The 22,085-nt window shown below is 57.4% G+C and carries 19 protein-coding genes and 1 pseudogene; 16 read left to right on the top strand and 4 right to left on the bottom strand.

Features of this window, described 5'->3' with window-relative positions; genetic code table 11:
* Nucleotides 1–101: 101 nt before the first annotated feature.
* Nucleotides 102–1,052: a LysR family transcriptional regulator gene (locus ACWIKB_RS05370; protein ID WP_475265662.1), complete on the bottom strand. Its 951-nt coding sequence runs from the start codon at nucleotides 1,050–1,052 to the stop codon at nucleotides 102–104.
* 283 nt (nucleotides 1,053–1,335) lie between these two features.
* Here ACWIKB_RS05370 and ehuB point away from each other — a divergent pair, with 283 nt between their 5' ends.
* The 9 genes from ehuB (at nucleotide 1,336) to ACWIKB_RS05325 (ending at nucleotide 9,939) form a co-directional block, all read left to right on the top strand.
* Complete coding sequence (gene ehuB, locus ACWIKB_RS05365) at nucleotides 1,336–2,205, top strand: ectoine/hydroxyectoine ABC transporter substrate-binding protein EhuB (protein WP_475265661.1); 870 nt, start codon at nucleotides 1,336–1,338, stop codon at nucleotides 2,203–2,205.
* A 27-nt stretch (nucleotides 2,206–2,232) separates the two neighbouring features.
* Entirely contained in the window at nucleotides 2,233–3,213 is a 981-nt protein-coding gene (locus ACWIKB_RS05360) for a succinylglutamate desuccinylase/aspartoacylase family protein (RefSeq protein ID WP_475265660.1), read from the top strand.
* A gap of 43 nt (nucleotides 3,214–3,256) precedes the next feature.
* Complete coding sequence (ehuC, locus tag ACWIKB_RS05355; RefSeq protein WP_475265659.1) at nucleotides 3,257–3,937, top strand: ectoine/hydroxyectoine ABC transporter permease subunit EhuC; 681 nt, start codon at nucleotides 3,257–3,259, stop codon at nucleotides 3,935–3,937.
* Complete coding sequence (gene ehuD / locus ACWIKB_RS05350) at nucleotides 3,934–4,584, top strand: ectoine/hydroxyectoine ABC transporter permease subunit EhuD (RefSeq protein WP_475265658.1); 651 nt, start codon at nucleotides 3,934–3,936, stop codon at nucleotides 4,582–4,584. The genes ehuC and ehuD overlap by 4 nt, the downstream gene beginning before the upstream one ends.
* A complete protein-coding gene (locus ACWIKB_RS05345; RefSeq protein WP_475265657.1) occupies nucleotides 4,577–5,368 on the top strand; it encodes an amino acid ABC transporter ATP-binding protein in 792 nt (263 codons plus the stop codon). The genes ehuD and ACWIKB_RS05345 overlap by 8 nt, the downstream gene beginning before the upstream one ends.
* A 54-nt stretch (nucleotides 5,369–5,422) precedes the next feature.
* Complete coding sequence (locus ACWIKB_RS05340; RefSeq protein ID WP_475265872.1) at nucleotides 5,423–5,560, top strand: hypothetical protein; 138 nt, start codon at nucleotides 5,423–5,425, stop codon at nucleotides 5,558–5,560.
* On the top strand, nucleotides 5,499–5,660 hold the full coding sequence (locus ACWIKB_RS05335; RefSeq protein WP_475265656.1) for an SDR family oxidoreductase: 162 nt from the start codon (nucleotides 5,499–5,501) through the stop codon (nucleotides 5,658–5,660). The genes ACWIKB_RS05340 and ACWIKB_RS05335 overlap by 62 nt, the downstream gene beginning before the upstream one ends.
* Nucleotides 5,661–5,911: 251 nt before the next feature.
* On the top strand, nucleotides 5,912–6,931 hold the full coding sequence (locus ACWIKB_RS05330; RefSeq protein WP_475265864.1) for a substrate-binding domain-containing protein: 1,020 nt from the start codon (nucleotides 5,912–5,914) through the stop codon (nucleotides 6,929–6,931).
* Nucleotides 6,919–9,939, top strand: coding sequence for an EAL domain-containing protein (locus ACWIKB_RS05325; RefSeq protein ID WP_475265655.1), 3,021 nt, complete (start codon nucleotides 6,919–6,921; stop codon nucleotides 9,937–9,939). Before ACWIKB_RS05330 ends, ACWIKB_RS05325 begins: the two co-directional genes overlap by 13 nt.
* 180 nt (nucleotides 9,940–10,119) lie before the next feature.
* On the opposite strand, the gene ACWIKB_RS05320 is transcribed toward ACWIKB_RS05325, so the two are convergent.
* Nucleotides 10,120–11,049 (bottom strand): LysR family transcriptional regulator, encoded by a 930-nt coding sequence (locus ACWIKB_RS05320; protein ID WP_475265654.1) that lies wholly within the window; start codon nucleotides 11,047–11,049, stop codon nucleotides 10,120–10,122.
* A 181-nt stretch (nucleotides 11,050–11,230) separates the two neighbouring features.
* On the opposite strand from ACWIKB_RS05320, the gene ACWIKB_RS05315 reads away from it, so the two are divergent.
* The 4 genes and pseudogenes from ACWIKB_RS05315 to ACWIKB_RS05300 all read left to right on the top strand — a co-directional run bounded on the left by ACWIKB_RS05315 (nucleotide 11,231) and on the right by ACWIKB_RS05300 (nucleotide 14,747).
* Entirely contained in the window at nucleotides 11,231–11,623 is a 393-nt protein-coding gene (locus tag ACWIKB_RS05315; protein ID WP_475265653.1) for a nuclear transport factor 2 family protein, read from the top strand.
* 51 nt (nucleotides 11,624–11,674) lie between these two features.
* A complete protein-coding gene (locus tag ACWIKB_RS05310) occupies nucleotides 11,675–12,505 on the top strand; it encodes an SDR family oxidoreductase (protein ID WP_475265652.1) in 831 nt (276 codons plus the stop codon).
* Nucleotides 12,506–12,696: 191 nt separating this feature from the next.
* Nucleotides 12,697–13,687 (top strand): annotated as a pseudogene (locus ACWIKB_RS05305) (aldo/keto reductase).
* 67 nt (nucleotides 13,688–13,754) lie between these two features.
* Nucleotides 13,755–14,747: an aldo/keto reductase gene (locus ACWIKB_RS05300; protein WP_475265651.1), complete on the top strand. Its 993-nt coding sequence runs from the start codon at nucleotides 13,755–13,757 to the stop codon at nucleotides 14,745–14,747.
* 182 nt (nucleotides 14,748–14,929) lie between these two features.
* On the opposite strand, the gene ACWIKB_RS05295 is transcribed toward ACWIKB_RS05300, so the two are convergent.
* Both ACWIKB_RS05295 and ACWIKB_RS05290 read right to left on the bottom strand, forming a co-directional pair.
* Nucleotides 14,930–15,550, bottom strand: a complete 621-nt coding sequence (locus tag ACWIKB_RS05295; RefSeq protein ID WP_475265863.1) for a dTMP kinase — start codon at nucleotides 15,548–15,550, stop codon at nucleotides 14,930–14,932.
* A 216-nt stretch (nucleotides 15,551–15,766) separates the two neighbouring features.
* Nucleotides 15,767–16,531, bottom strand: a complete 765-nt coding sequence (locus ACWIKB_RS05290; RefSeq protein ID WP_475265650.1) for a DUF1254 domain-containing protein — start codon at nucleotides 16,529–16,531, stop codon at nucleotides 15,767–15,769.
* 344 nt (nucleotides 16,532–16,875) lie between these two features.
* Between ACWIKB_RS05290 and potE the strand changes: the two genes are divergently transcribed.
* The 3 genes from potE to ACWIKB_RS05275 all read left to right on the top strand — a co-directional run bounded on the left by potE (nucleotide 16,876) and on the right by ACWIKB_RS05275 (nucleotide 21,990).
* Complete coding sequence (potE, locus tag ACWIKB_RS05285; protein WP_475265649.1) at nucleotides 16,876–18,285, top strand: putrescine-ornithine antiporter; 1,410 nt, start codon at nucleotides 16,876–16,878, stop codon at nucleotides 18,283–18,285.
* A complete protein-coding gene (locus ACWIKB_RS05280) occupies nucleotides 18,282–20,567 on the top strand; it encodes an Orn/Lys/Arg family decarboxylase (protein WP_475265648.1) in 2,286 nt (761 codons plus the stop codon). The genes potE and ACWIKB_RS05280 overlap by 4 nt, the downstream gene beginning before the upstream one ends.
* Nucleotides 20,568–21,102: 535 nt before the next feature.
* Nucleotides 21,103–21,990 carry a hypothetical protein gene (locus ACWIKB_RS05275; protein ID WP_475265647.1) on the top strand — a complete coding sequence of 296 codons (888 nt, stop codon included), beginning with the start codon at nucleotides 21,103–21,105 and terminating at the stop codon, nucleotides 21,988–21,990.
* Nucleotides 21,991–22,085 lie beyond the last annotated feature (95 nt).

Here is a 22,085-nt window from a genome sequence, read left to right as displayed (position 1 = left end):
GGGGCTTCTTATTCTCGCAACGCGCAAAAAAACATATTGATATTCATAAATGGAATTAACGAGCTTCGAAACGCTTCACCAAGACCTGCGGCTAACCTGCCCTATTCCGCGTAAATGCTCTGCAACAGGGCGTCATGGGCACTGGCTTCATGCATGACCATCTCCGGCAGCAGCAATTTTGCCGAAGTGGCGATCTCGCCGATCAGCGCACGAGTCACGTCAGACAACGGGCTGGCGAACGCCGAAATCAAGCCAAAGAAAAACGGGATGTTGCAAGCAATCGGCCTGACCACCACGCCTTCCAACGGCACGCCTATCGCGGTAAAGGGATCGACCAGCGCAACGCCCAACCCGACCCTGGCCATCTGCATCGCAACCAGCGAGGTGTTGGTGTCGAGCATACGCGTCGGTGGCCCGCCGGCATCGTGGAAGGCTTTGTCGACACGACGACGAAAACGGTACGGATTGGCCATGGTGATCAGGGTCTGTTGCGCCAGCAGTTCCATGGACAGCACATCGTGCGAGGCCAGTTCGGAACTGGCCGGCAGCACCGCGACGCAAGGCGCCTCGCCGATCCAGTGAATCTCCAGCCCGCGATGTTCCAGCGGCAGGCTCACGGCGCCCAGGTCCATGGTTTTCGACAGCACTGCCTGAACCACATTTTCCGGTGACATGCTCTGCAACTGGATCTGCTGCGGACGAAGGCTATCCGGCAAGCGTGCCAGCGCCGCAGGCAGCAGCCCAAGCGCCAACGCCGAGATCGCTACCAATTTGATCTGATGATTTTCTTCCTGGGCGATGTGCTGCGCGCGCTGGCGAATGTTGCGAATCCCCAGCAGAGCGCTTTCGACTTCGGCGTACATCATGAACGCCTTGTGGGTCGGCGTGACCTTGGGTCCGCTGCGTTCGAACAAGGCAAAGCCGAGCTCTTGCTCCAGCTCCTGAATGACCCGGGTAACCGAAGGTTGGGAACGGCCGAGCATCTTTCCCGCTGCGGTGACACTGCCCGCCGACATCACAGCCGCAAAGGCTTCAAGCTGACGCAGATCCATAAACACGCCTTGATCAATACAGAGACTGACAGGAGCGCAGCACATAAGGGCTCCCAAGTTCGAAGCGCGAAAGTCTACACACAGTTCACGCATATATCGCCTCAGCAGCCCTCGTGTCCGGCCTCTCGACGGCAGCGCCCTACCCTCTGCGCCATTTACCTGGATCTATACATATTCCTCATCGATATTTAAAAAATGATTTTTATATCTATAGAGTCGATAAAAGCGCCATCTGCTGAATCGGTTAGCCCAGCCCCTTTATAACCACCATGTCGGGTACAACATGAAAGGCATCAAACTCAGTTCGTTGTCCGTCTTCGGTTCTGCCGCTCTGCTGAGCGCCGTGTTTGCGTCTTCTGCCATGGCAGGCTTGTTGGAGAAAGGTCGCAGCAGTGGGTTGACCGCGGGAATCGCCAACGAGCAGCCCTACGCCTATATCGACACCGATGGAAAAGTCACCGGCGCCAATGTCGAAGTTTTGCAGGCGATTTTGAACCCCCTGGGCATCACCAAAATCGACACCCCGATCACTGATTTCGGCTCGCTGGTGCCTGGCCTTGCGGCCGGGCGCTTCGATCTGATCGGCGCGGGCCTGTTCATCAATCCCAGTCGCTGCAAGGTCATTGGCTACTCCAATCCCGTCACCCATTCCGGCGGCGCGTTTATTGTCAAAGCGGGCAACCCGTTGAAGTTGCACAGCCTCAAGGACGTCGCCAGTAATGCCAAGGCACGCCTGGCCACGCAGACCGGCACCAATCAGGTTCAGGAAGCCAAGGACACCGGTATTGCCGCCAGCAACGTCATCCTGTTCGACAAAGACACCGAAGCCCTGGCCGCACTCCAGGCCGATCGTGTCGACGTGGTGTATTTCCCCGATGCCGAGATCATCAGCCTGGTGAAAAAAGCCAATAGCCCGGCGATCGAACGCGCCCTGCCCTTCAACCAGATTCCCGATGCCCAAGGCAAACCGACCTGGAATTACCACGCTTATGGCCTGCCGAAAAACGATCCTGAGTTCACCCAGGCGTTCAACGATCAACTGGCGAAACTGCGTGCGTCCGGCGAACTGTTGAAGATTCTGCAGAAATACGGCTACACCGAAAATGAACTGCCGGAAGCCGGTGTGACTGCTGCACAACGCTGCGCACTCTGACACTCACTGCACGGAGAGAACTTCGTTTTGCACAAGCACATCATCGGCAAAAACGGCACGTTGAGCTGGGGAACACTGACCTTTGACCCGCCATTGCTGGCGGATCTACAACTGCCGTTTTTCGACATCCAGGCACCGCTGCCTGGGCCGAAACTGGCGATCATCGCCGGCATGCATCCCAACGAAGTCGATGCCATGGAAGCGGCGCTGCGTCTGAAAGACTATTTCGCGCAACATCTGCTACGGGGCTCGGTGTCGATTCTACCGGTGCTGAACATGCCAGGTCTGTTTGATCACGCTGAGTTCGTTTGTCCGGTGGACGGCAAGAACCTGAACTTCCTCTCTCCCGGGGATTTGCACGGTACTTTCAGCCAGGTGTTGATGCATCAGGTGCTGCATGAGTGGGCGAAAGACGCCGATGTCTTTATCGACTTGCACAGCGGCGACTTGCGCGAGGAAGTCGCCAAATTCGTGATGTGCCAATTGACTGGTGACCACGCGTTCGATCAACGCACCCGTGAGCTGGCGCATCAGTTCGATGCCGACAGCATTGTCGAGTTTGAGGTGGAGCAAACCAACAATCGCGGGCGCGCCACTAATGAGCTGCCGTGGCTGGGCCGTCATGCGGTCATGGCCGAGGGCGGCGCCAATGGCGTATTTGACCCCGAGTGCATCGCGTTTCATTTCAATGGTGTGGCGAACATTGCGCAGTTTCTCGGCCTCACCGAGGGGCGCGCAACCGCGCCGAAGCAGCGGCGCAATATCGTGGTCAGCAACTTCGCCAAAGTCGAAGCGCCCATTAGCGCGCGGCTGTATCTGGAGGTGGCGGCTGGCGATCCGGTGATTGCCGGTCAGCGGCTCGGGCAGTTGAAGGATCTTTACGGCAACCCCGCGGGCGAACTGCTCGCGCCCCACCATGGGTTGGTGCTGATGGTGGTCAATCACCCGATTATCAACCAAGGCGAATGGCTGATCAGCCTCGCACCGTTGCCTGCCAGCACACCTTGAAACCCTGGGCAGCAAACGGCCTCAACCCACACGAGTACAGGCCATGTTGATCGAACCCGCAACGCTGGATACCGCCACGTTCATTGCCCGGCAGTTGGCCAAGGGCGCGTTGACGACACTGGAAATCACCGTCCTTGCGGAGCTGGTGGTGTTGCTGATGTCCTTCGTCATCGCGCTGATGCGTCTTTCATCGTCGCGAGCCCTGCGCTGGATCGCCACGGCCTATGTCGAAGTGCTGCGCGGTATCTCCGCACTGGTGTTGTTGTTCTACCTGTTTTTCATTTTGCCGTTGTTCGGCATCAGCCTGTCGCCCATGACCACCGGAGTCCTCGGCCTGGGCCTGACATTCTCGGCCTATGGATCGGAAATCGTCCGCTCGGCGCTGATTAACGTCAGTCGCGGACAGCGCGATGCGCTTCGGGCACTGGACTTTGGCCCTGTGACGGCGTTTCGCCGCATCCTTTTGCCCCAGGCCCTGCCCTTCATGTTGCCGCCGTTGGGCAATCAATTGGTGGAACTGATGAAAACCACCTCGTTGGTGTCATTGATTACCCTGAGCGACCTGACGTTTTCCGGCGGGCAACTGGTGACCACCCTGGGCCAGCAGACGCTGATCTGGAGCATCGTCCTGGTGTGCTATTTCGTCATGGCCTGGCCAATGAGTTGGCTGGTTCGGCGTTATGAGCAACATGTCACCGCATGGCGACAGGACCGCACATCATGAATTTCGACTACGACTTTGCCTGGTCAATTCTGCCGGATCTGTTTCGAGGCCTGCTGGTCACCCTCCAAGTGGTGGTGCTCGGCTTTCTGCTCGCGGTGTTGTTGGGTCTGGTGTTGGCCATGGCCCAGCGATCGCGGGTCGCCATCGTCCATGCCGTGAGCACCGGCTACCTGAGTTTTTTCCGCAACACGCCGTTGATGGTCCAATTGTATGTGCTGTTCTTTGCCTTTCCGCTGGTGGGGATCACCCTGCCCGCCATCACCACCGGTGTCATCGGCTTGGGATTTTATTACGGCGCCTACATTGCCGAGGCCTACCGGGGTGCTATCGAAGGCGTACCGGCCGGACAATGGGAAGCCGCCAAGGCACTGGATTTCGATACCGCGACGACGTGGCAAAGGATCGTTCTGCCCCAAACGCTGAAACCCATGCTGCCGGTCCTCGGCAACTACCTGATCGGCATGTTCAAGGAAACCCCGCTGCTTGCCGTCATCACCATTCCGGAACTGTTTCAGGCGGCCAAGCAAATCGCTGGCATGACCTATCGCTACAACGAACCCTATACCGTCATGGCCCTGATGTTTTTGCTGATCAGCGTGCCGACCTCCCTATTCTTCAGATACCTCGAAAGGCGCAGCCATGACTGATCTCGCACACTCCCAAAGCCTCGCGCCGGCGCAAATTACGCTCAAGCAAGTGGTCAAGAACTTTGGCAGCACACGGGTCATCGACCACCTCGACCTGAGCATCCCGCAAGGCCAGAAAGTCGCCTTGATCGGCCCCAGCGGCTCCGGGAAGTCCACTGTGCTGCGTTTGATCAAAGGGCTCGAAACGTATCAGCATGGCAGCATTGAAGTCGCTGGCGCAGCGGTGCCGATCAAGCGCTCGGGCTGGCGCTGGCCAGGCGCCAGAAGAGCGCCCGTGGTGCATCGCGTGGGCATGGTTTTCCAGCAGTTCAACCTGTTCCCGCACCTGACGGTTCAGGAAAACATCACCGAGGCGCCCTTCAGGGTATTGAAACTGAGCCGCGAAGAAGCCAACGCCCGCGCTGAGCAGTACCTGGGTTTGGTCGGTTTAAGCCATAAGGCCGATGCGTTCCCGAGCCAACTGTCAGGGGGCCAACAGCAACGCGTGGCGATCGCCCGAGCCTTGGCGATGCGCCCGCAAGTCATGCTGTTCGACGAAGTCACCTCGGCGCTGGACCCGGAACTGGTCGGCGAGGTGTTGGCGGTCATCCGCGCCATCGCCCATGAACAGCAGATGACCATGTTGTTGGTGACCCATGAAATGAAGTTCGCTCAAGACATCGCTGATCGAGTGTTGTTTATGGAGGCCGGAAAAATTGTCGCCGATGGCTCGCCGAGGCAAATACTGGTCAATCCTGACAACGAGCGGACCCGACGCTTTCTGAACCTGGTCGAGCAACGGTAATGATTGATCACGGCTACTGAATCACCTCTGCAACTCATGACAAGGACGCAAGACATGTCGAGACTGAAGAACAAATATGCGTTGATCACGGGCGACACCTCCGGCATCGGCCTTGCGCAGAGCTGTGCATATGCCGCGAGCCAAGGCCGGGCTGCTTTCATTGGCGCGCCCGCTATCGGGCGAGTTGATTGAGCGAGGCATCCGCGTCAACGGGCTAAGCCCGGGGCCGACTGAAACAGCGGCCTTGAGCAGAATGTTCAGGACTAAAGTTCGCGCACTTTACCCACAATGACCTGAAGACAGCAGAACCGACTATCCTTTCGGATAGTTAACGCTGCATTCTTGGCAAAAAGGGACGCCATGCCGGACTATGATTGCGCTATCGGCTCCAGCTCCAGCATCACATGTGGTGATCGAACCAGTCTGATCAAGGCCTGGTTACGCTGGATGGCTTCAATTACTGGTTTCTGTCTGTTCACGGCAACTCCCGGGTACGGACAGAACCTGCCAATCGCGGCGCGTGTCGAAAACGCCACGGTTACGGTGAATCAAGCACAGGAAATCGTCTCCAGGGCCACCCTCGAAGCCGTTCGCTGGAGCGGCCCTGAATCCGGCCCGCAAGCCCTGCGGGGCAAGAACATAGCCTTTGTCGCAGAAGATTTGCGTAACGGAGGAATTGTCGGTGTCGCGCAGGGCGCTCGCGAGGCGGCCAAGGCGCTGGGCTGGACGCTGAAGATATTCGATGGCGCTGGATCATCGGCTGGGCGCGCAAAGGCCTTTTCCGATGCCCTGGCAGCAAAACCCGACGGCCTCATTCTGTGCGGCTCCGATGCCCTTGAGAACAATGCGGCGCTGATGCTCTTCGCCAAAAGTGATGTGCCGGTGGTTGGCTGGCACGCGGGGGCACGCCCCGGGCCGATTGACGGCACGCCGGTGGCCATGAACGTCACGACCGACCCACTCGAAGTGGCTCGCCTCACCGCCATGGCGGCGGTGGCACAATCAAACGGGCACGCCGGCGTGGTCATCCTGACCGACTCCAAGTACAGCATCGCCATGGCGAAAGCCAAGGCCATGGAAAACGTCATTCGGGCCTGTCGGGAATGTACATTGCTGGAAGTGCGCGATGTCCCGATCTCCGAAAGTGGCGAAAAGATGCCGGCGATCACCAAGGAGCTGCTTCAGCGCTATGGCAAGCGCTGGACCCACGCGCTGGCCATCAACGATATCTATTTCGACTACTCGATTGCCACTTTGACCAATGCCGCAATACCCAGTGACGGCATCAGTCTGTTGTCTGCCGGTGATGGCAGCGCTTCGGCTTTTTTGCGCATACAGGCAAAAACCTACCAGACCGTCACCGTGGCCGAGCCGCTCAACCTGCATGGCTGGCAAGTGATGGATGAATTGAACCGGCTGTTTGCAGGTCAGCCAGTGAGCGGTTTCGTAGCGCCGATTCACCTGGTCAATGCCGACAATATCGCCTTCGATGGCGGGAAGAAATTCCAGTACGACCCTGACAATGGCTATCGAGACTTCTATCGCCACCAGTGGAATCCCTGACATTGGACGTTACTTCCCGACTCGTACGCTGGCTATTGCCGCAATCGCTACGCGCGCAGTTCACACTGGCGTTTCTGACGCTGGCGCTGCTGATCCTGGCGGGAGGTGCAACGGCGGTCTACGCGTTGCGCACTTCAAACAACGCCACCCGTCAACTGACAGATGAACGACTGGTCCGCATGCAAAATGGGCAAGACATGCTGCAGCGTACCTTGCTGATCGAACGCCAGACCGATCAGCTTTTGACCACCCGCTCATCCGACACCCTGCGTTCAAGCTATGCGGCGACCGTCGAACAGCTTAAAGCCCTTGATCAACTGGTGCAGCAGCTGACTGCCGCGAACAGTGGCGTGGCGATACTTGACATGTATCAGTCGAGTCAGATGTTCCGCAATACCGCCAACATCGTTGCGCAGCTGCGAGAAACCCTGCTGCAAACGGAGGTCACCTTCGAGCAAGCCGTGGAGGATCACACCGCCCGATTGACCGCGACCCAGACACGGGCGAGCCTGGAACTGGCGGTGTTACTTTTCGATCTGCCGCAGGCTGTTGACAGTGATGCCGTGCAACGGCTGCGAATCCGATATGAGCGCCTGTCACGCATTGCAGGCAAGTTACCCGATGCTGATGTGGAGACGTCCGATCTCTTCTCCCTTCGCCTGAGTCTCATCAATCAGCAAAACGTCATACAGCGCTTCAATGAGGAACTGAAGAATGAGGCCGGGGTTCTGGTCGCGGTGGCCCGTGCGCAATCCAGTGCTTACACCGAAGACTATCGCGAAGCCGTGCAGCGCCTGGTTGAGGCCTCAAATCGTAGCCAGCAATGGGTGCTAATCATGCTGGGCGCCAGCCTGGTGTTCGCCTGGTTCGTGACCCGGGTTTTCATGGGCCGTCATGTGCTCATGCGCCTGAATGAAATAAGCCGGCAATTGCGTCAGGAGCACACAGACAAAACGCATTTGATGATGGCGGTACATGGCAAGGACGAAATTGGCAACATGGCTCGCGCGGTGAATCAATTCCTTCAAGACCGACTTCAGCTGGAAAAAAGAACGGTCCAATTGAGTATCGCTACAGAGCGGCTCGCCGTGCAAAACAGCCGATTAGAGCAAGAAGCCATCATCCGCGCCGGACAAGGTCGTGTCCTGGAACTGATCGCCAGGAGCACCGAGCTTGCAGAAGTCCTCGACAGCCTGGCTCATTTGGTCGAATCCCAACTGGAGGGGATGATGGTGTCCATCCTGGTGCTGGATGAGGATGGCAAGCACCTTCTGCACGGGGCGGCCCCTAGTTTGCCGCAGGCCTATAACCAACTCATTGACGGGATTGCGATCGGTCCGAAGGTCGGTTCATGCGGCACCGCGGTATATCGACGAGAACCGGTCATCGTCAAGGATATCGAGCAGGACCCGCTGTGGGAGGAGTACCGTTCAGTCGCTACGTCCTATGGATTTCGCGCCTGCTGGTCGACACCGATTCTGTCCCATGAGCGAAATGTATTAGGTACCTTCGCCCTGTATTCCAAAACCGTACGCAGCCCTAGCTCGAGCGAGACGCGACTGATCAACATGGCGACACCTCTTGCCGGCATCGCAATAGAACGCCAGCTTACCGAAAAGCGTATTCGCTACATGGGCGACCATGACGCACTGACCGGACTGCCGAATCGCACACTGCTCGAAGACCGCCTCAAGCAGGCAATACTTTACGCTCAGCGCTATAACCGCCTGGTGACGGTGGTTTTTCTCGATCTGGACAAATTCAAACTGGTGAATGACAGCCTTGGGCACAGTGCCGGAGACGAACTGCTGAAAACCGTCGCCCAGCGCATGCTGGAGTGCGTACGCCGCACCGACACCGTCGTGCGACTGGGTGGCGACGAGTTTGTGATCATCCTGTTCGATCAGCCCTCAGACATCGACGGCGTTACTCCAGCCCTGCACAAAATCCAGGAAGCCATCCTGCGGCCGATTCAAATCAGCGGCCATACACTCCACGTCACCTGCAGCATGGGCTTGGCCACCTACCCTGCCGACGGCGTTGATACCGACACATTGCTCAGCAACGCGGACGCCGCCATGTACCGGGCCAAGGAGTTGGGTCGCAACAGTTACCAGTTTTATACGAGCGAGATGAATAACAAGGTTCAGGGCAAGCTCGCCATGCAGGACGGGCTTCGAAACGCACTCAACCATGACGAGTTCCTGCTGCTGTACCAGCCGCAGGTGGATTTGCAGTCAGGTCAGATTATCGGCGTAGAGGCACTGATCCGCTGGCAGCACCCCGAGCTCGGGATGGTGTCTCCAATCAAATTCATTCCGCAGGCCGAAGAAACCGGGTTGATCGTGCCCATCGGCGACTGGGTGATTCATGCCGCGTGCAGGCAGAACAAGGCCTGGCAGGATGCGGGCAGGCCGCCGATCACGATGTCGGTGAATATTTCAGCACGCCAGTTCATCGAAAGGGACCTGATCGACCGGGTGAGGCATGCCTTGCAAGAAACCGGACTGGACCCTATGTACCTTGAGCTGGAGCTGACCGAAAGCCTGATCATGCAAGACCTTCAGCAAGCCATCAGCAAAATGAAAGAACTCCAATCAATGGGGATCAGTCTCTCAATCGACGACTTCGGAACCGGCTACTCCAGCCTCGCTGCATTGAAAAGCTTCCCGATTGCGAGACTCAAGATCGACCAGTCTTTCGTACGCGATCTGCCCGACAACGAGAACGACAAAGCCATCGCCACGGCGGTGATCTCGTTAGGGCACAAACTGAACCTCAAGGTCATTGCCGAAGGTGTCGAAACCGAAGAGCAGCAAACCTTCCTGCGTGAAAACGGCTGCGATGAAATTCAGGGCCATTTTTTCAGCAGAGCGGTCAGCGCAGAGGAAATCAGTTTGTTACTGCGTACGCCACGGTTGCCTCAACCAGGGCGCATTGCGAGCCCTGACTCGGTAAGTCGAAAACGCGATGTAAAACGCCCAAGCAGTCCAATACCCGGACATTAATTACAGTCGGCCTGTCTATTCTGACCTGGCTGTTCGAAGGAGAAATCCAGCGTAAGGACAGCCCAGGCTCGCATCAATGGGTGACACCGGCTGACTGGATCGCCCACTCCCCCACTGACCGGTTAACTTACAACCAACAGTTGGCGACTCAATGCGACCTGCGTCGCATGACCATGTTGTTCAGGCCGGACGCCATTTTGTACCCGAAAATGATGCATCGACGTTCTTGCGCAATGCCTCAACCAAGAGCGTAAACGCGGGAGACTGCTGACGTCGGCTGGGGAAATAAAGATGGTATCCCGCAAAAAACGGGCACCACTCATCAAGCACTTGTACAAGCTGACCGGATCGCAGTTGTTCCTGTGCAACGTCCTCAAATACAAATGCCAGGCCGAAACCTTCTACCGCCGCTTGTTGCGCCATGCGCATGTTGTTGAACGTCAGCGGGCCATCAACCCGTACATTCAAGTCACGTCCCTGGTTATGGAACTCCCAAACGTAGAGAGCTCCCGATGATGGCAAGCGCACGTTGATGCACGCATGACGGGTCAGGTCATGGGGCCTTTTGATCGCTGGACTGCGCGCCAGGTAGGACGGCGACCCGACGACGATCATTCGCAGGTCAGGACCGATCCGTACGGCAATCATGTCCCGATCTATCTGCTCACCCAGCCGCACGCCGGCATCGAAGCGATCAGTGACGATATCTGTTAATGCCGCATCGGTAGATATCTCCACCTTGATGTCCGGATACTCGAGTAACAGACGTGAAACCGTGGGCCAGAGGATGCCTTCAGCCGCGTGCTTGCTCGCGGTGATGCGAACGCTGCCGGCCGGTTTCTGGCGCATTTCACTCAGCTCGCTCAGTTTGGCTTCAATGTTGCCAAATGCGGGTCGTACGGTTTCCAGTAACCGCTCTCCCGCCTCCGTCGTGGCCATACTCCGGGTGGTGCGAGCGAGCAACCTGACGCCCAGGCGAGCTTCGAGCCGGCGAATGGTCTGACTGACCGAAGACTGTGACGTAGCGAGTCGTGCGGCTGCACGAGTGAAGTTCAGCTCCTGCGCCACGACCAGAAAAACGGCCAGATCACCGAGTTCAGATCGATCCATTTATTATCTCAAAGTATAAGTTCATGCAGATCCTAGCATCTAATCATGTGGATGCTGTCGTTCTATATTGGTCAGCCGTACTTCCCGTTACGGGTGAGCCCGGCACCATTGAGGGTGTGTTGTCGGGCATAGCGATCCAGGATCACACGCACTTTTTATTAAATGCTCACAGGATAAATACATGCTGAGTTCCATGGAGCACGCTGACGAAAGCTCAGAGATTATTGGAACCCTGAACGCCTATCACACTGCCATGGTAGAGGCTCGTACGTCTGATCTTGATCGCTTGCTCGAACCGGGTTTCTTACTGGTGCATATCACCGGCTACGTTCAGCCCAAGCACGAATGGCTCGATCTTGTTTGGTCGGGAGACTTCAACTATCACCGAATAGAACTGGAACAGAACTCGCTTGAAGTCAGCGTCAAGGGAACAGGCTCCACAGTGCAAGGTCGCGGCATTTTCAACGCCAGCATTAACGGCATGACTGCCCCCTGGAGATTGAACTTCGTTTTAGAACTCAAGAAGGATGAAGGTGTATGGATGATCGCGAGTGCCCGCTACACCACTTTCTAAAAAACTGCGTTTGAACAGTGGCTGATATGGCTAGAGCCAAAGGAAATCACTATGAAGAAAGAGATTGTTGTCGTAATCGGTGCCGGTGGAATTGGCCAAGCCATTGCCCGCAGAGTCAGTGCCGGTAAGCACGTCGTATTGGCAGATCTGAAGCAGGAGAACGCCGATGCCGCGGCCAAGGTCTTGCTTGACGCAGGATTCGAGGTCACTACGGCCATCGTAGACGTCTCTTCTCGCGAGTCGGTTCAGGCGTTGGTGCAGACCGCAACGGCAATTGGAGAGATCACCGGCGTCATCCACGCTGCGGGTGTTTCACCCTCTCAAGCGCCAGTTGCAACCATTTTGCGGGTTGATTTGTATGGAACGGCAGTCGTTCTTGAAGAGTTCGGCCATGTCATCGCCGAAGGCGGCTGCGCAATCGTCATCGCGTCACAATCGGGCCACCGCTTGCCCGCGTTGAGCGCCGAACAAAACAAGGCGTTGGCGACAACTCCAGCGGACGAGCTGCTCGCGCTCCCGATGCTTCAAGCGGATCAAGTCACCGATCCTTTAAACGCTTACCAGATCTCCAAGCGTGGGAATTCGCTGCGGGTCATGGCAGAAGCTGTGCGCTGGGGCAAACGCGGTGCGCGAGTCAATACGATCAGCCCGGGCATCATCTTTACACCTCTGGCGCGGGACGAGTTGAGCGGCCCACGTGGCGAGGGCTACCGGCGCATGATCGACGTAAGCGCGGCAGGACGCGGTGGAACGCCAGATGAAGTGGGCGCCGTAGGAGCACTGCTCATGGGACCGGAAGGCACCTTCATTACCGGCAGCGATTTCTTGATGGATGGTGGTGTCACGGCGGCTTATTGGTACGGCGATCTGGCGCCCCGGTAAAGGGTGCGCCACAACTGGATTAATGAATACACCTCATCAACCCTTGCCGATTTACCCGTCTAGTCCCCACCCGATAGCTCGCTTACTGTTTGCGCAGCGCTATTGCACATGGCCGACATTCACTGACCGCAGCCTTGTCCGATCTTTGATCCGCAAACCACATGCTGATCGCGACAAGCAGGGAGATTGAAATGCAAAAACGGAAACTCGGAAATAGCTCTCTTGAAGTCTCCGCCCTGGGCCTGGGCTGCATGGGGCTCAGCCACGGCTACGGCCCGGCCACCGACACGAAGCAGGCAGTCTCTCTGATCCGCACGGCAGTTGACCGAGGCATCACCTTCTTCGACACCGCAGAGGTGTACGGTCCTTACCTGAACGAAGAAGTGCTCGGTCAGGCGTTGGCGCCGGTTCGCGATCAGGTGGTCATCGCCACCAAGTTTGGTTTTACCTTCGGGCCCGACAACAAACAACAGATCCTCAACAGCCGCCCGGAGCACATCCGGGTTGCAGTCGAGGGCTCGCTACGCCGGCTGAAGACAGACTTCATCGATTTGCTCTACCAGCATCGGGTCGACCCGGACGTGCCCATCGAGGATGTCGCTGGCGTGGTAAAGGCGCTTATCCAGGAAGGTAAGGTCAGGCACTTCGGTCTTTCGGAGGCAGGGGAGCAAACCATTCGACGTGCTCATGCTGTCCAGCCTGTTACCGCGCTGCAAAGTGAGTACTCACTCTGGTGGCGAGAGCCTGAACAGGAAATTCTCCCGACACTTGAAGAGTTGGGTATCGGCTTCGTGCCCTTCAGTCCATTGGGTAAAGGTTTTTCTCACCGGAACCGTGGCGGCAGACGCCTCCTACGGCAGCGACGATTTTCGCAGCATCGTCCCCCGCTTCAGCCCGGAAGCCCTTCAGGCCAATCAAGAATTGGTGGTCCTGATCCGCAAGCTCGCGGCCCAGAAGGCTGCGACACCGGCCCAGATCGCACTCGCCTGGCTGCTGGCACAGGCTCCCTGGATTGTTCCTATTCCCGGAACAACCAAACTGCATCGCCTGGAAGAAAACATTGGCGGTGCGAGCATCACGCTCACCGAGGTCGATCTCAAGACCATTGATTCAGCGCTTTCGCAGATCCGTATTCAGGGCGACCGCTACCCCGAGTCTCTCAAGGCTCGTGTCGGGCGTTGACGGTGAACACCGTGAGTAACGGGAATTGAACCGTATGCACCTCGATTTCTGACATTGGAGTAGATCAATGAAAATTCGCAAGCTGGGCAACGGCCTGGAAGTGTCCGCTCTGGGCCTTGGTTGCATGAGCATGACTTCGGCCTACGGGCCGGCCGCTGACAAACACAGCATGATCAAGCTGATTCGCTCCGCTCATGATCAAGGGATCACCCTGTTCGACACCGCAGAGGCGTATGGCCCGTTCAGTAACGAAGACCTGCTGGGTGAGGCCCTGCAGCCGATCCGCGATCAGGTGGTAGTGGCCACCAAGTTCGGCTTCGATATAGACCTGGTCACCGGCGAGCGAGGCGGCGGCACTAATAGCCGGCCGGAGCATATCCGGGCGGTGGCAGAGGCCTCGTTAAAGCGCCTTCGAACCGATTGCATCGATCTGTTCTACCAACATCGCGTTGATCCCGAGGTGCCGATCGAGGATGTCGCCGGCACCGTCAAGGATTTGATCGCCGAGGGCAAGGTGAAGCACTTCGGCTTGTCCGAGGCTGGCGTGCAAACCATTCGGCGTGCCCATGCGGTTCAGCCGGTGACGGCGGTACAGAGCGAATACTCGCTGTTCTGGCGTGGCCCGGAGCACGAACTCCTGATTGTGCTGGAAGAGTTGGGTATCGGCTTCGTGCCGTTCAGTCCACTGGGCGCTGGTTTCCTCACCGGCAAGATCGACGAAAACACAACGTTCGACGCTTCCGACTTCCGGAACTTTGTCCCCCGTTTCTCTCCTGAGGCGCGCAAAGCCAACCTTGCGCTGGTCGAAGTAGTAAAGGCCGTAGCACAACGCAAAGACGCGACGCCCGCGCAGGTGGCGTTGGCTTGGCTGATGGCGCAAAAGCCCTGGATTGTCCCGATACCTGGCACGACGAAACAACACCGACTGGAAGAGAACCTTGGCTCTGTCGAACTGGAGCTGACCGGCGAGGATCTGCGCTTGATCAATGACCAGATTTCCAAGATCCAGGTGCAAGGTGAACGCCTGCCCGAGCCTGCCCTGAAGATGACCGGGCTCTGAATCCTCCCGTGCGGCAGCCCTCACCGAAAGTGCCTGGCGACCTCGCGGAACATAGTTGCATCAATCTGCGTTTGACTACCCTCTCTACTACCCTAACCGCCGTGAGCAGTCGTCAGCGTTTGGCGTAGTGGTTGATGCGCTGCGCGATAAGCCGTGCTTTGCCAGCACCTTCGTGGAAAGCCTCAGCCGGCTTCGCCTACGGGACATCGAAGAACTCTATAGATCTCGGAAACCACCTGCATCGTCGCGTCTTCGATCGTTCCTTCATTACGGCATAAAACCCAGCCGTGATCTGCAATCGCTCGCTCGAACGCCTCGGTACAGGCGACATGCTCTTCCGGCTTATGCATCACAGTACTGCTCAGCCCACGCGATCGTGCCGCGGCCCTACTCCATGAAATATCAGGGTCGGTGACAACCCCGACATGCAGGTCTGGCACTCGCACGTTTCGATCGATGTTCATTTGTAGAATCTCTGCAAACGGGACCATCCGGCGGAACGCGGCATCAGAGGGGTACCAGCGATCGATCAAGATGATGCTGCCTGGTGGCTGCTTAGCCAGCACGTGCAGGGAAATCCAGGTGCGGCTCTCAGCAAAGCGCTCACAAACCCTCAACTCCAAATCCCGGGTGGGATTTCTGACGAACTTGTTAACGAGGGCCATTGTTTCACCCCGATAAGGATCGCTTTTTTTCTCGCAAAGCCGGATCACCTTTTTGTTGTCTGCCCTCAGTACTTTCGTAATGGCCTCCAACAGTGTGGTTTTACCGGTTCCCTTGGGCCCATCTAGAGAAACAAACAGCGGACGATTCCTTCTTCAAATAACGATTGATATACAGTTTTATTGATGAACACTCTAACTGAGTTTCTGGCTAACGGTCATGCCAAGGTTGGGCGTTATGGTCAGCGTGCGCTGTCGATGATTTGTCCACCGTCCGGCGTCACGCCGTATCCCGTCAGGAAAATGTGTGTAGCACCTCATCCCTGACAAGCACGGCAAAACGGTCCGAAGTCCGCCTTAACCGGCAGGCGTGGCCTCAGGGAAATGCCAGCTGCCATCCACTACATTTGCATGCGGCTTGTAAAGTCGGACCATGTAGTTCCATCCCGGCATAACAGGCAGGCAGTTGGCAACGCCGTTATCGCAACCACCAAATTGCACGGCAATGCTGCCATCGCGCTCGCGTTTTGCGGTCAGGTTGTTAAGGGTGTAGATATCCTGCGCGTTGCGTTCGAAATTACCGGCCGCGTTGTACACGCTGTCAAATCGCCCCGCTCCGCCTGGCTGATCCACCTTTATTTCATCCTGGAGTGCTCGCGCGTTTTTCATATCGTCTGCTGATGCCGGATCTGCCAGGGTTCGAACTCCCAGCAAGACATAGCGGGTTCCGATCGATTCGCGGGTGAAATGGTAACTGCCGGGTTTGTACATCAATGGTTGGGTGTACTGATCCTCATTGATGGCGATCAATGAGAAGTATCGTTGGCCCGCGTCGGGCAATGTGACGGTGACCGGTCCCGCCTCCAGGTCGAACACGGCAGAAGAATAGAGCGTGTCCCGGTTCGGTCGGATAACCACCTGAGTCTCGACTGGCGTCAGCTCACGGTTATGCACGAACTTGCCGAAGCCGCCGCGCGCCATGACTCGACTGAAGAATTTGTCGGATTCAGCGCGCACAAAGGTGTCCGCCGCCACTCGCGTTGTACTGGTCGGCGCCGCGATGCCGAAGCAAAGTGGCGCGATCAGGATAAGCCCAAGCAAGGGCGCTTTTAATAAGTGCATGATCCATCGCGTATCTCACCCAAAAACCGGATTCCAGGAATGCTTGTCTGTACTCATCACCGCTACTCGTTGCTCGTCCGCCGCTCAAGAACGGCAGACGGACATTAAGGAAAAGAGCGATGACCAGACTGTCCAGAAAGAGAGTAGACGACGATTTTCTCAGGTCCGGTTTCGACTCCCGTTGATCCTGTGTCTCTGCCTTCCCAGCTTGAGCTTATGGCGAAAGCAGTGATGTCCTTACCTTCGACTTATTCCAAATCGTGATTAAACACCTCCATTCCTTGCACCCTCCCCATCCTTTGCTATATCTAAAACTCCACAACGCAATCTAAAGAGGCAACGGAATGTCAGTCGCGAAGAAAATGAGTGTGGGGCAACTGACGATGTTGACGGCCGTCAACATGTTGGGCTCGGGCATCGTGTTGTTACCGACCAAACTCGCCGAAGTCGGCGCCATTTCCATTCTCTCCTGGCTGATCACGGCCACCGGCTCGCTTGCACTGGCGTATGCCTTTGCGCGGTGCGGGATGCTCAGTCGCAAGACCGGCGGCATGGGTGGTTATGCCGAATACACCTTCGGCAAGGCCGGTAACTACCTGACCAACTACACCTATGGCGTATCGCTGTTGATTGCGAACGTGGCGATCAGCATTACGGCTGTGGGTTACATCCAGGTGCTGTTCGACGTGAAGCTGGACTCGCTGCAAGTGGGCCTGGCGACCATTGCCTTGCTGTGGATCACCACCTTCGCCAACTTCGGTGGCGCGCGGATTACCGGGCGGATCGGCGCGGTCACCGTGTGGGGCGTGATTGCGCCCGTGGTGCTGGTGTCGACGGTTGGCTGGTTCTGGTTTGACAGCAGTGTCTACGCCGCTGGCTGGAACCCGCACGACAAGGGCTGGTTCGAAGCCGCCGGTGCTTCGGTGGCAATCACCTTGTGGGCATTCCTCGGGCTGGAATCGGCATGCGCCAACACCGACGCGGTTGAAAACCCCGAGAAGAACGTGCCGATTGCTGTGCTCGGCGGCACCTTGGGGGCGGCGGTGATCTACATCGTTTCCACCAATGTCATCGCCGGTATCGTTTCCAACCCGGAACTGGCCTCCTCCACGGCCCCGTTCGGACTGGTTTTCGCCAAGATGTTCACCCCACTGATCGGCGATATCGTGATGGCGGCCATGATTCTGGCGTGCATCGGCTCGCTGCTCGGTTGGCAGTTCACCATTGCCCAGGTGTTCAAAAGCTCGGCGGACACCGGTTATTTCCTGCCGATCTTCGCCAAGGCCAACAAGGCCGGCACGCCCATCATCGGCATGTTGATCCTCCTCGCCGGCCAGACCGCACTGGGCCTGCTCACCATTAGCCCGGACCTGAGCAAGCAGTTCGACACTCTCGTCAACCTGGCGGTGGTGACCAACCTGGTGCCGTATATCCTGTCCATGGCCGCGCTGGCGACGATGCAGAAAGTGTCCAACGTACCCGCAGGCAAGGCGCTGGCCACCAACATCATTGCCTGGGTCGCGGCGGCCTACAGCTACCTGGCGCTCTACAGTTCGGGCGAGCAAGCGCTGATGCTCGGCGGTGTGGCGACGATCTTCGGCTATACGCTGTTCGGCTTCGTCAATAACCGCCTGATCCGTCTCGAAGCACTCAATAACAGCGTACCGACACAAACCGTCAGTGCGCAGCACATCACTGGCGAGCCGGTGCCGGTCAATCACTTGCAATCCGCCATCCTGGAGCCTCAATCATGACGGAATATAGACACACGCTCGGGATGCTCACGCTGTTGGTGAGTAACCCGCCGGACAAACGCACGGTCTTCGGCCGGGCTCTGGATCAGTTGGTCCACGATGTGGAAGAACGCGCGGTCCACGTCATCGCGTCGGAAACCCTGAGCGACGCCACGTCGATCCTGCGCTCTGATCCAGCCGTTCAATGCGTGCTGCTCAGCTGGGAAATGGACAAAAGTGAGGGGCACGAGGAATGCATTAAATTGCTGGTCAGCCTGCGCGAACGCAATACCCGCGTACCGGTGTTCCTGATCAGCGACCGTAGCACCGCGTCGAGCATCCCGCTGGTGGTCATGCAGCACGCCGATGACTTTATCTGGTTACCCGAGGACACCAGTCGCTTCCTCAGCGGCCGCATCCTGGCCGCCATCGAACGCTATCGCCAGGCCGCGCTGCCACCGATGTTCGGCGCGCTGGTGAAGTTTGCCCGGACCTACGAATACTCATGGCACACCCCGGGTCATGCCGGCGGCACAGCGTTCTTGAAAAGCACCGCAGGCCGTGCGTTCTACGAATTCTTCGGGGAAAACCTGTTGCGCTCCGACCTGTCGATCTCGGTCGGCGAACTCGGTTCGCTGCTCGATCACAGTGGCCCAATCGGTCAGGGCGAGCGCTATGCCGCCAAGGTCTTCGGCGCCCACCGCACTTATTACGTCACCAACGGTTCTTCGACCTCTAACCGCGTCATCCTCATGGCCAGCGTCACGCGCAATCAGATTGCCCTGTGCGACCGCAATTGTCACAAGTCCGCCGAACACGCGATGACATTGTCCGGGGCCATCCCGACGTACCTGGTGCCGACCCGTAACCGCTACGGCATCATCGGCCCGATCCTGCCGCAAACCCTGAGCGCCGAAGGCGTCAAAGCCGCCATCGCCAACAACCCGCTGGTCAAGGACGGGATCGACCCGACACCGATTCACGCGATCATCACCAACTCCACCTATGACGGCCTGACCTACAATGTCACCCGCGTCGAAGAGTTGCTGGGCCAAAGCGTCGACCGCCTGCATTTCGACGAAGCTTGGTACGGCTACGCACGCTTCAATCCGTTGTATCGCGAGCGCTTTGCCATGCACGGCAGCCCGGACGATCACGACGCTTCGAAGCCAACGGTATTCGCCACCCAATCGACCCACAAACTGTTGGCCGCCCTCTCCCAGGCCTCGATGATTCACGTGCGCAACGGCCGTAATCCCATCGAGCACGGGCGTTTCAACGAGTCGTTCATGATGCACGCCTCGACCTCGCCCAACTACGCGATCATGGCCTCCTGCGACGTCAGCTCGGCGATGATGGAAGCCCCGAGCGGGCAGATCCTCACCAGCGAATCCATTGAAGAAGCCGTCGCGTTCCGCCAGGTCATCTCGCGCATGCACAACGAGATACTGAGCAAAAACGATTGGTTCTTCACCTGCTGGCAACCGCCGTCGGTGCACGTCGGTGGCACGACTGTGCCGTTCCATGAAGTCGATCCGGTATTACTGAAAACCGACCCGAACTGCTGGGTCTTGCACCCGAACGAGGTATGGCACGGTTTCGGCGACATCGAGGAAGGCTATTGCATGCTGGACCCGATCAAGGTCTCGGTGCTCAGCCCCGGCATGGGCGACGACGGCAATTTGCTCGACTCGGGCATCCCGGCCTGTGTGCTGACGGCGTACCTCGGTCGCCAAGGCATCGTGGTTGAAAAAACTACCGACTTCACCATCCTGTTCCTGTTCTCCATCGGCATCACCAAAGGCAAATGGGGCACGCTGGTCAACGCCCTCCTCGACTTCAAGCGCGACTACGACGACAACGTCGAACTGGAACTGTGCCTGCCGGATCTGCTGGCCGCCAACCAGACGCGATACGCAGGCATGGGTCTCAAGGACCTCGCCGACGACATCTTCGCTGCCATGAAAAAGCACAAGACCACCGCCAATATGGCCCAGGCCTTTGGCATGCTGCCCAAAGCCGAATTCAGCCCGGTGGAGGCCTACGAGAAACTGGTGCGCAACGACATCGAACGGGTCACCCTGGAAGAAGCCGCCGGGCGCATCGTCGCCACGGGCATCGTGCCGTATCCACCGGGTATTCCTTTACTGATGCCGGGCGAAAACGCCGGGCCTGCGGACGGCCCGTTGCTGGCGTACCTCAAGGCTTTGGAGGCTTTCGACAAATCCTTCCCCGGTTTCACCCACGACACCCATGGGATCGAAAGCGAAGCCGGGGTTTATCGTTTGCTGGTGTTGAAATGAGGTAGGCGGGGCTCTGAGCTGCCTGTTGGTCTGAGCATAAAAACGCCCTGACAACATGTCGGGGCGTCTTTGTATCTGTCATTGGACGGCAACCGCTGAGGGCGGAAACAACGGGTTATTGAACGAGGGAGCAAATAGCAGGGCTTCGTCTCTCCATCGCACTAACCATCCCCCGACTCCTAGGTAAGTAAGTTTCGGCACCTTAAGGTTAGTGTTCTGAATAGTCGGCAAATTGAGGTCGGCAACATCTTGGGTACTGCCGACAATGCACGGCACTGTAAGCAGGGTGATCAGGCGCATTTCCATTCCTTCACCATGGATGCCTGAAGCGTAGCCTGCTGAATATTTAATGAGTACGCAGACTGGGAATTTGTCACCTGCCGACTGGCAGCTGTGGAAATTCAGTCTAATTTCAATCCAGTCTCTCCCAGATTTCCTTGGTGGTCAGCAGTCCGGGATAACGTTCTTCGCATCGTTGGGTGGATGAGAGCTTGTGTGCAATAACCAGCCGGTTAGCTCACTGGAGCACTTCGCCATGAACATGCTGATTGGATTCTTTTCTCCCTCCGCACCCAGCTTTACCGCCGCCGCTACGGATGTTGCGTTTTTCATCTGTCTGATACTCGCAATAGTGTTTTGTTGGGCGCTCGGTTCCAATACAGGACAAAACGACCGGCGAAACAGATGCTTTCTGCTTTTTATTGGTCTGATAAGCGGATGTATCGCTGCAGTGTTGATCATTCCATTCGACCCGGTGGACAGCGCACTGTACTCGCCTATCGGCAAGGCCTTGGGACTTGTATTAACCGGCTACATCGCCAGCAAGGTGGGGACGGTCGCGAAAGAAGTTCTCATGCCGACGGCCCAAACGGTTGATTGGAATAAGGTGGGATACCTGGCTTTCTGGCTGATAGGCGCCGCGTTAAGCGCCACACTCATTGTCGTGAACCGCACAGAGTGGATTGCTCAGGCCGTGCGCTGCAACCCCGATTTCTATGCCCCCTCCTTGCCCAAGAAATTGCGGGAACAGATGCCCCATGATCAAGAAACCTGCGAGCGATTGAACATCGGCGCCAGCGAGAAGCCCTCAAACCTACCGATACCGGTTTATAAAAACCTCAACATTATCCCCTACAGCACGGCCTACATACGTGCGCTGCCCTGGCAGGCCCTGGAGCCTGAACAGTGTGTGTACAACTTGAAGTCAACGGGTATGCCAGGGCTATGGCTTGAGTGCAAAACCATCATGCCGGCGCCACTTCGCGTAACTTCGACAACACTAAAAAGCCCAAAAGCAGCAAACGTACCCAATGAAAATCAACTTACCCACAGTGGGGCCCGTTGTCGGCATCACGGGTCAAAACCCCTCTCGACTGCTTTTACCCAGCGAGCTCGAACGTGTTCCGCAAGGCGCGCGAATTAACTTGCCTTCGACGCCAGTCATTCGGGCATGATCGACGGTCACTCTGTATCGGAGTGGAACTCCATCCGCTTGAGGTTATAGTCCTCTTCAGTCAA

It is taken from the genome of Pseudomonas sp. 5Vm1k, from assembly GCF_056161485.1.
Note: the sequence above shows the minus strand (reverse complement) of the source record. Positions and strands in the feature narration are given on the sequence as shown.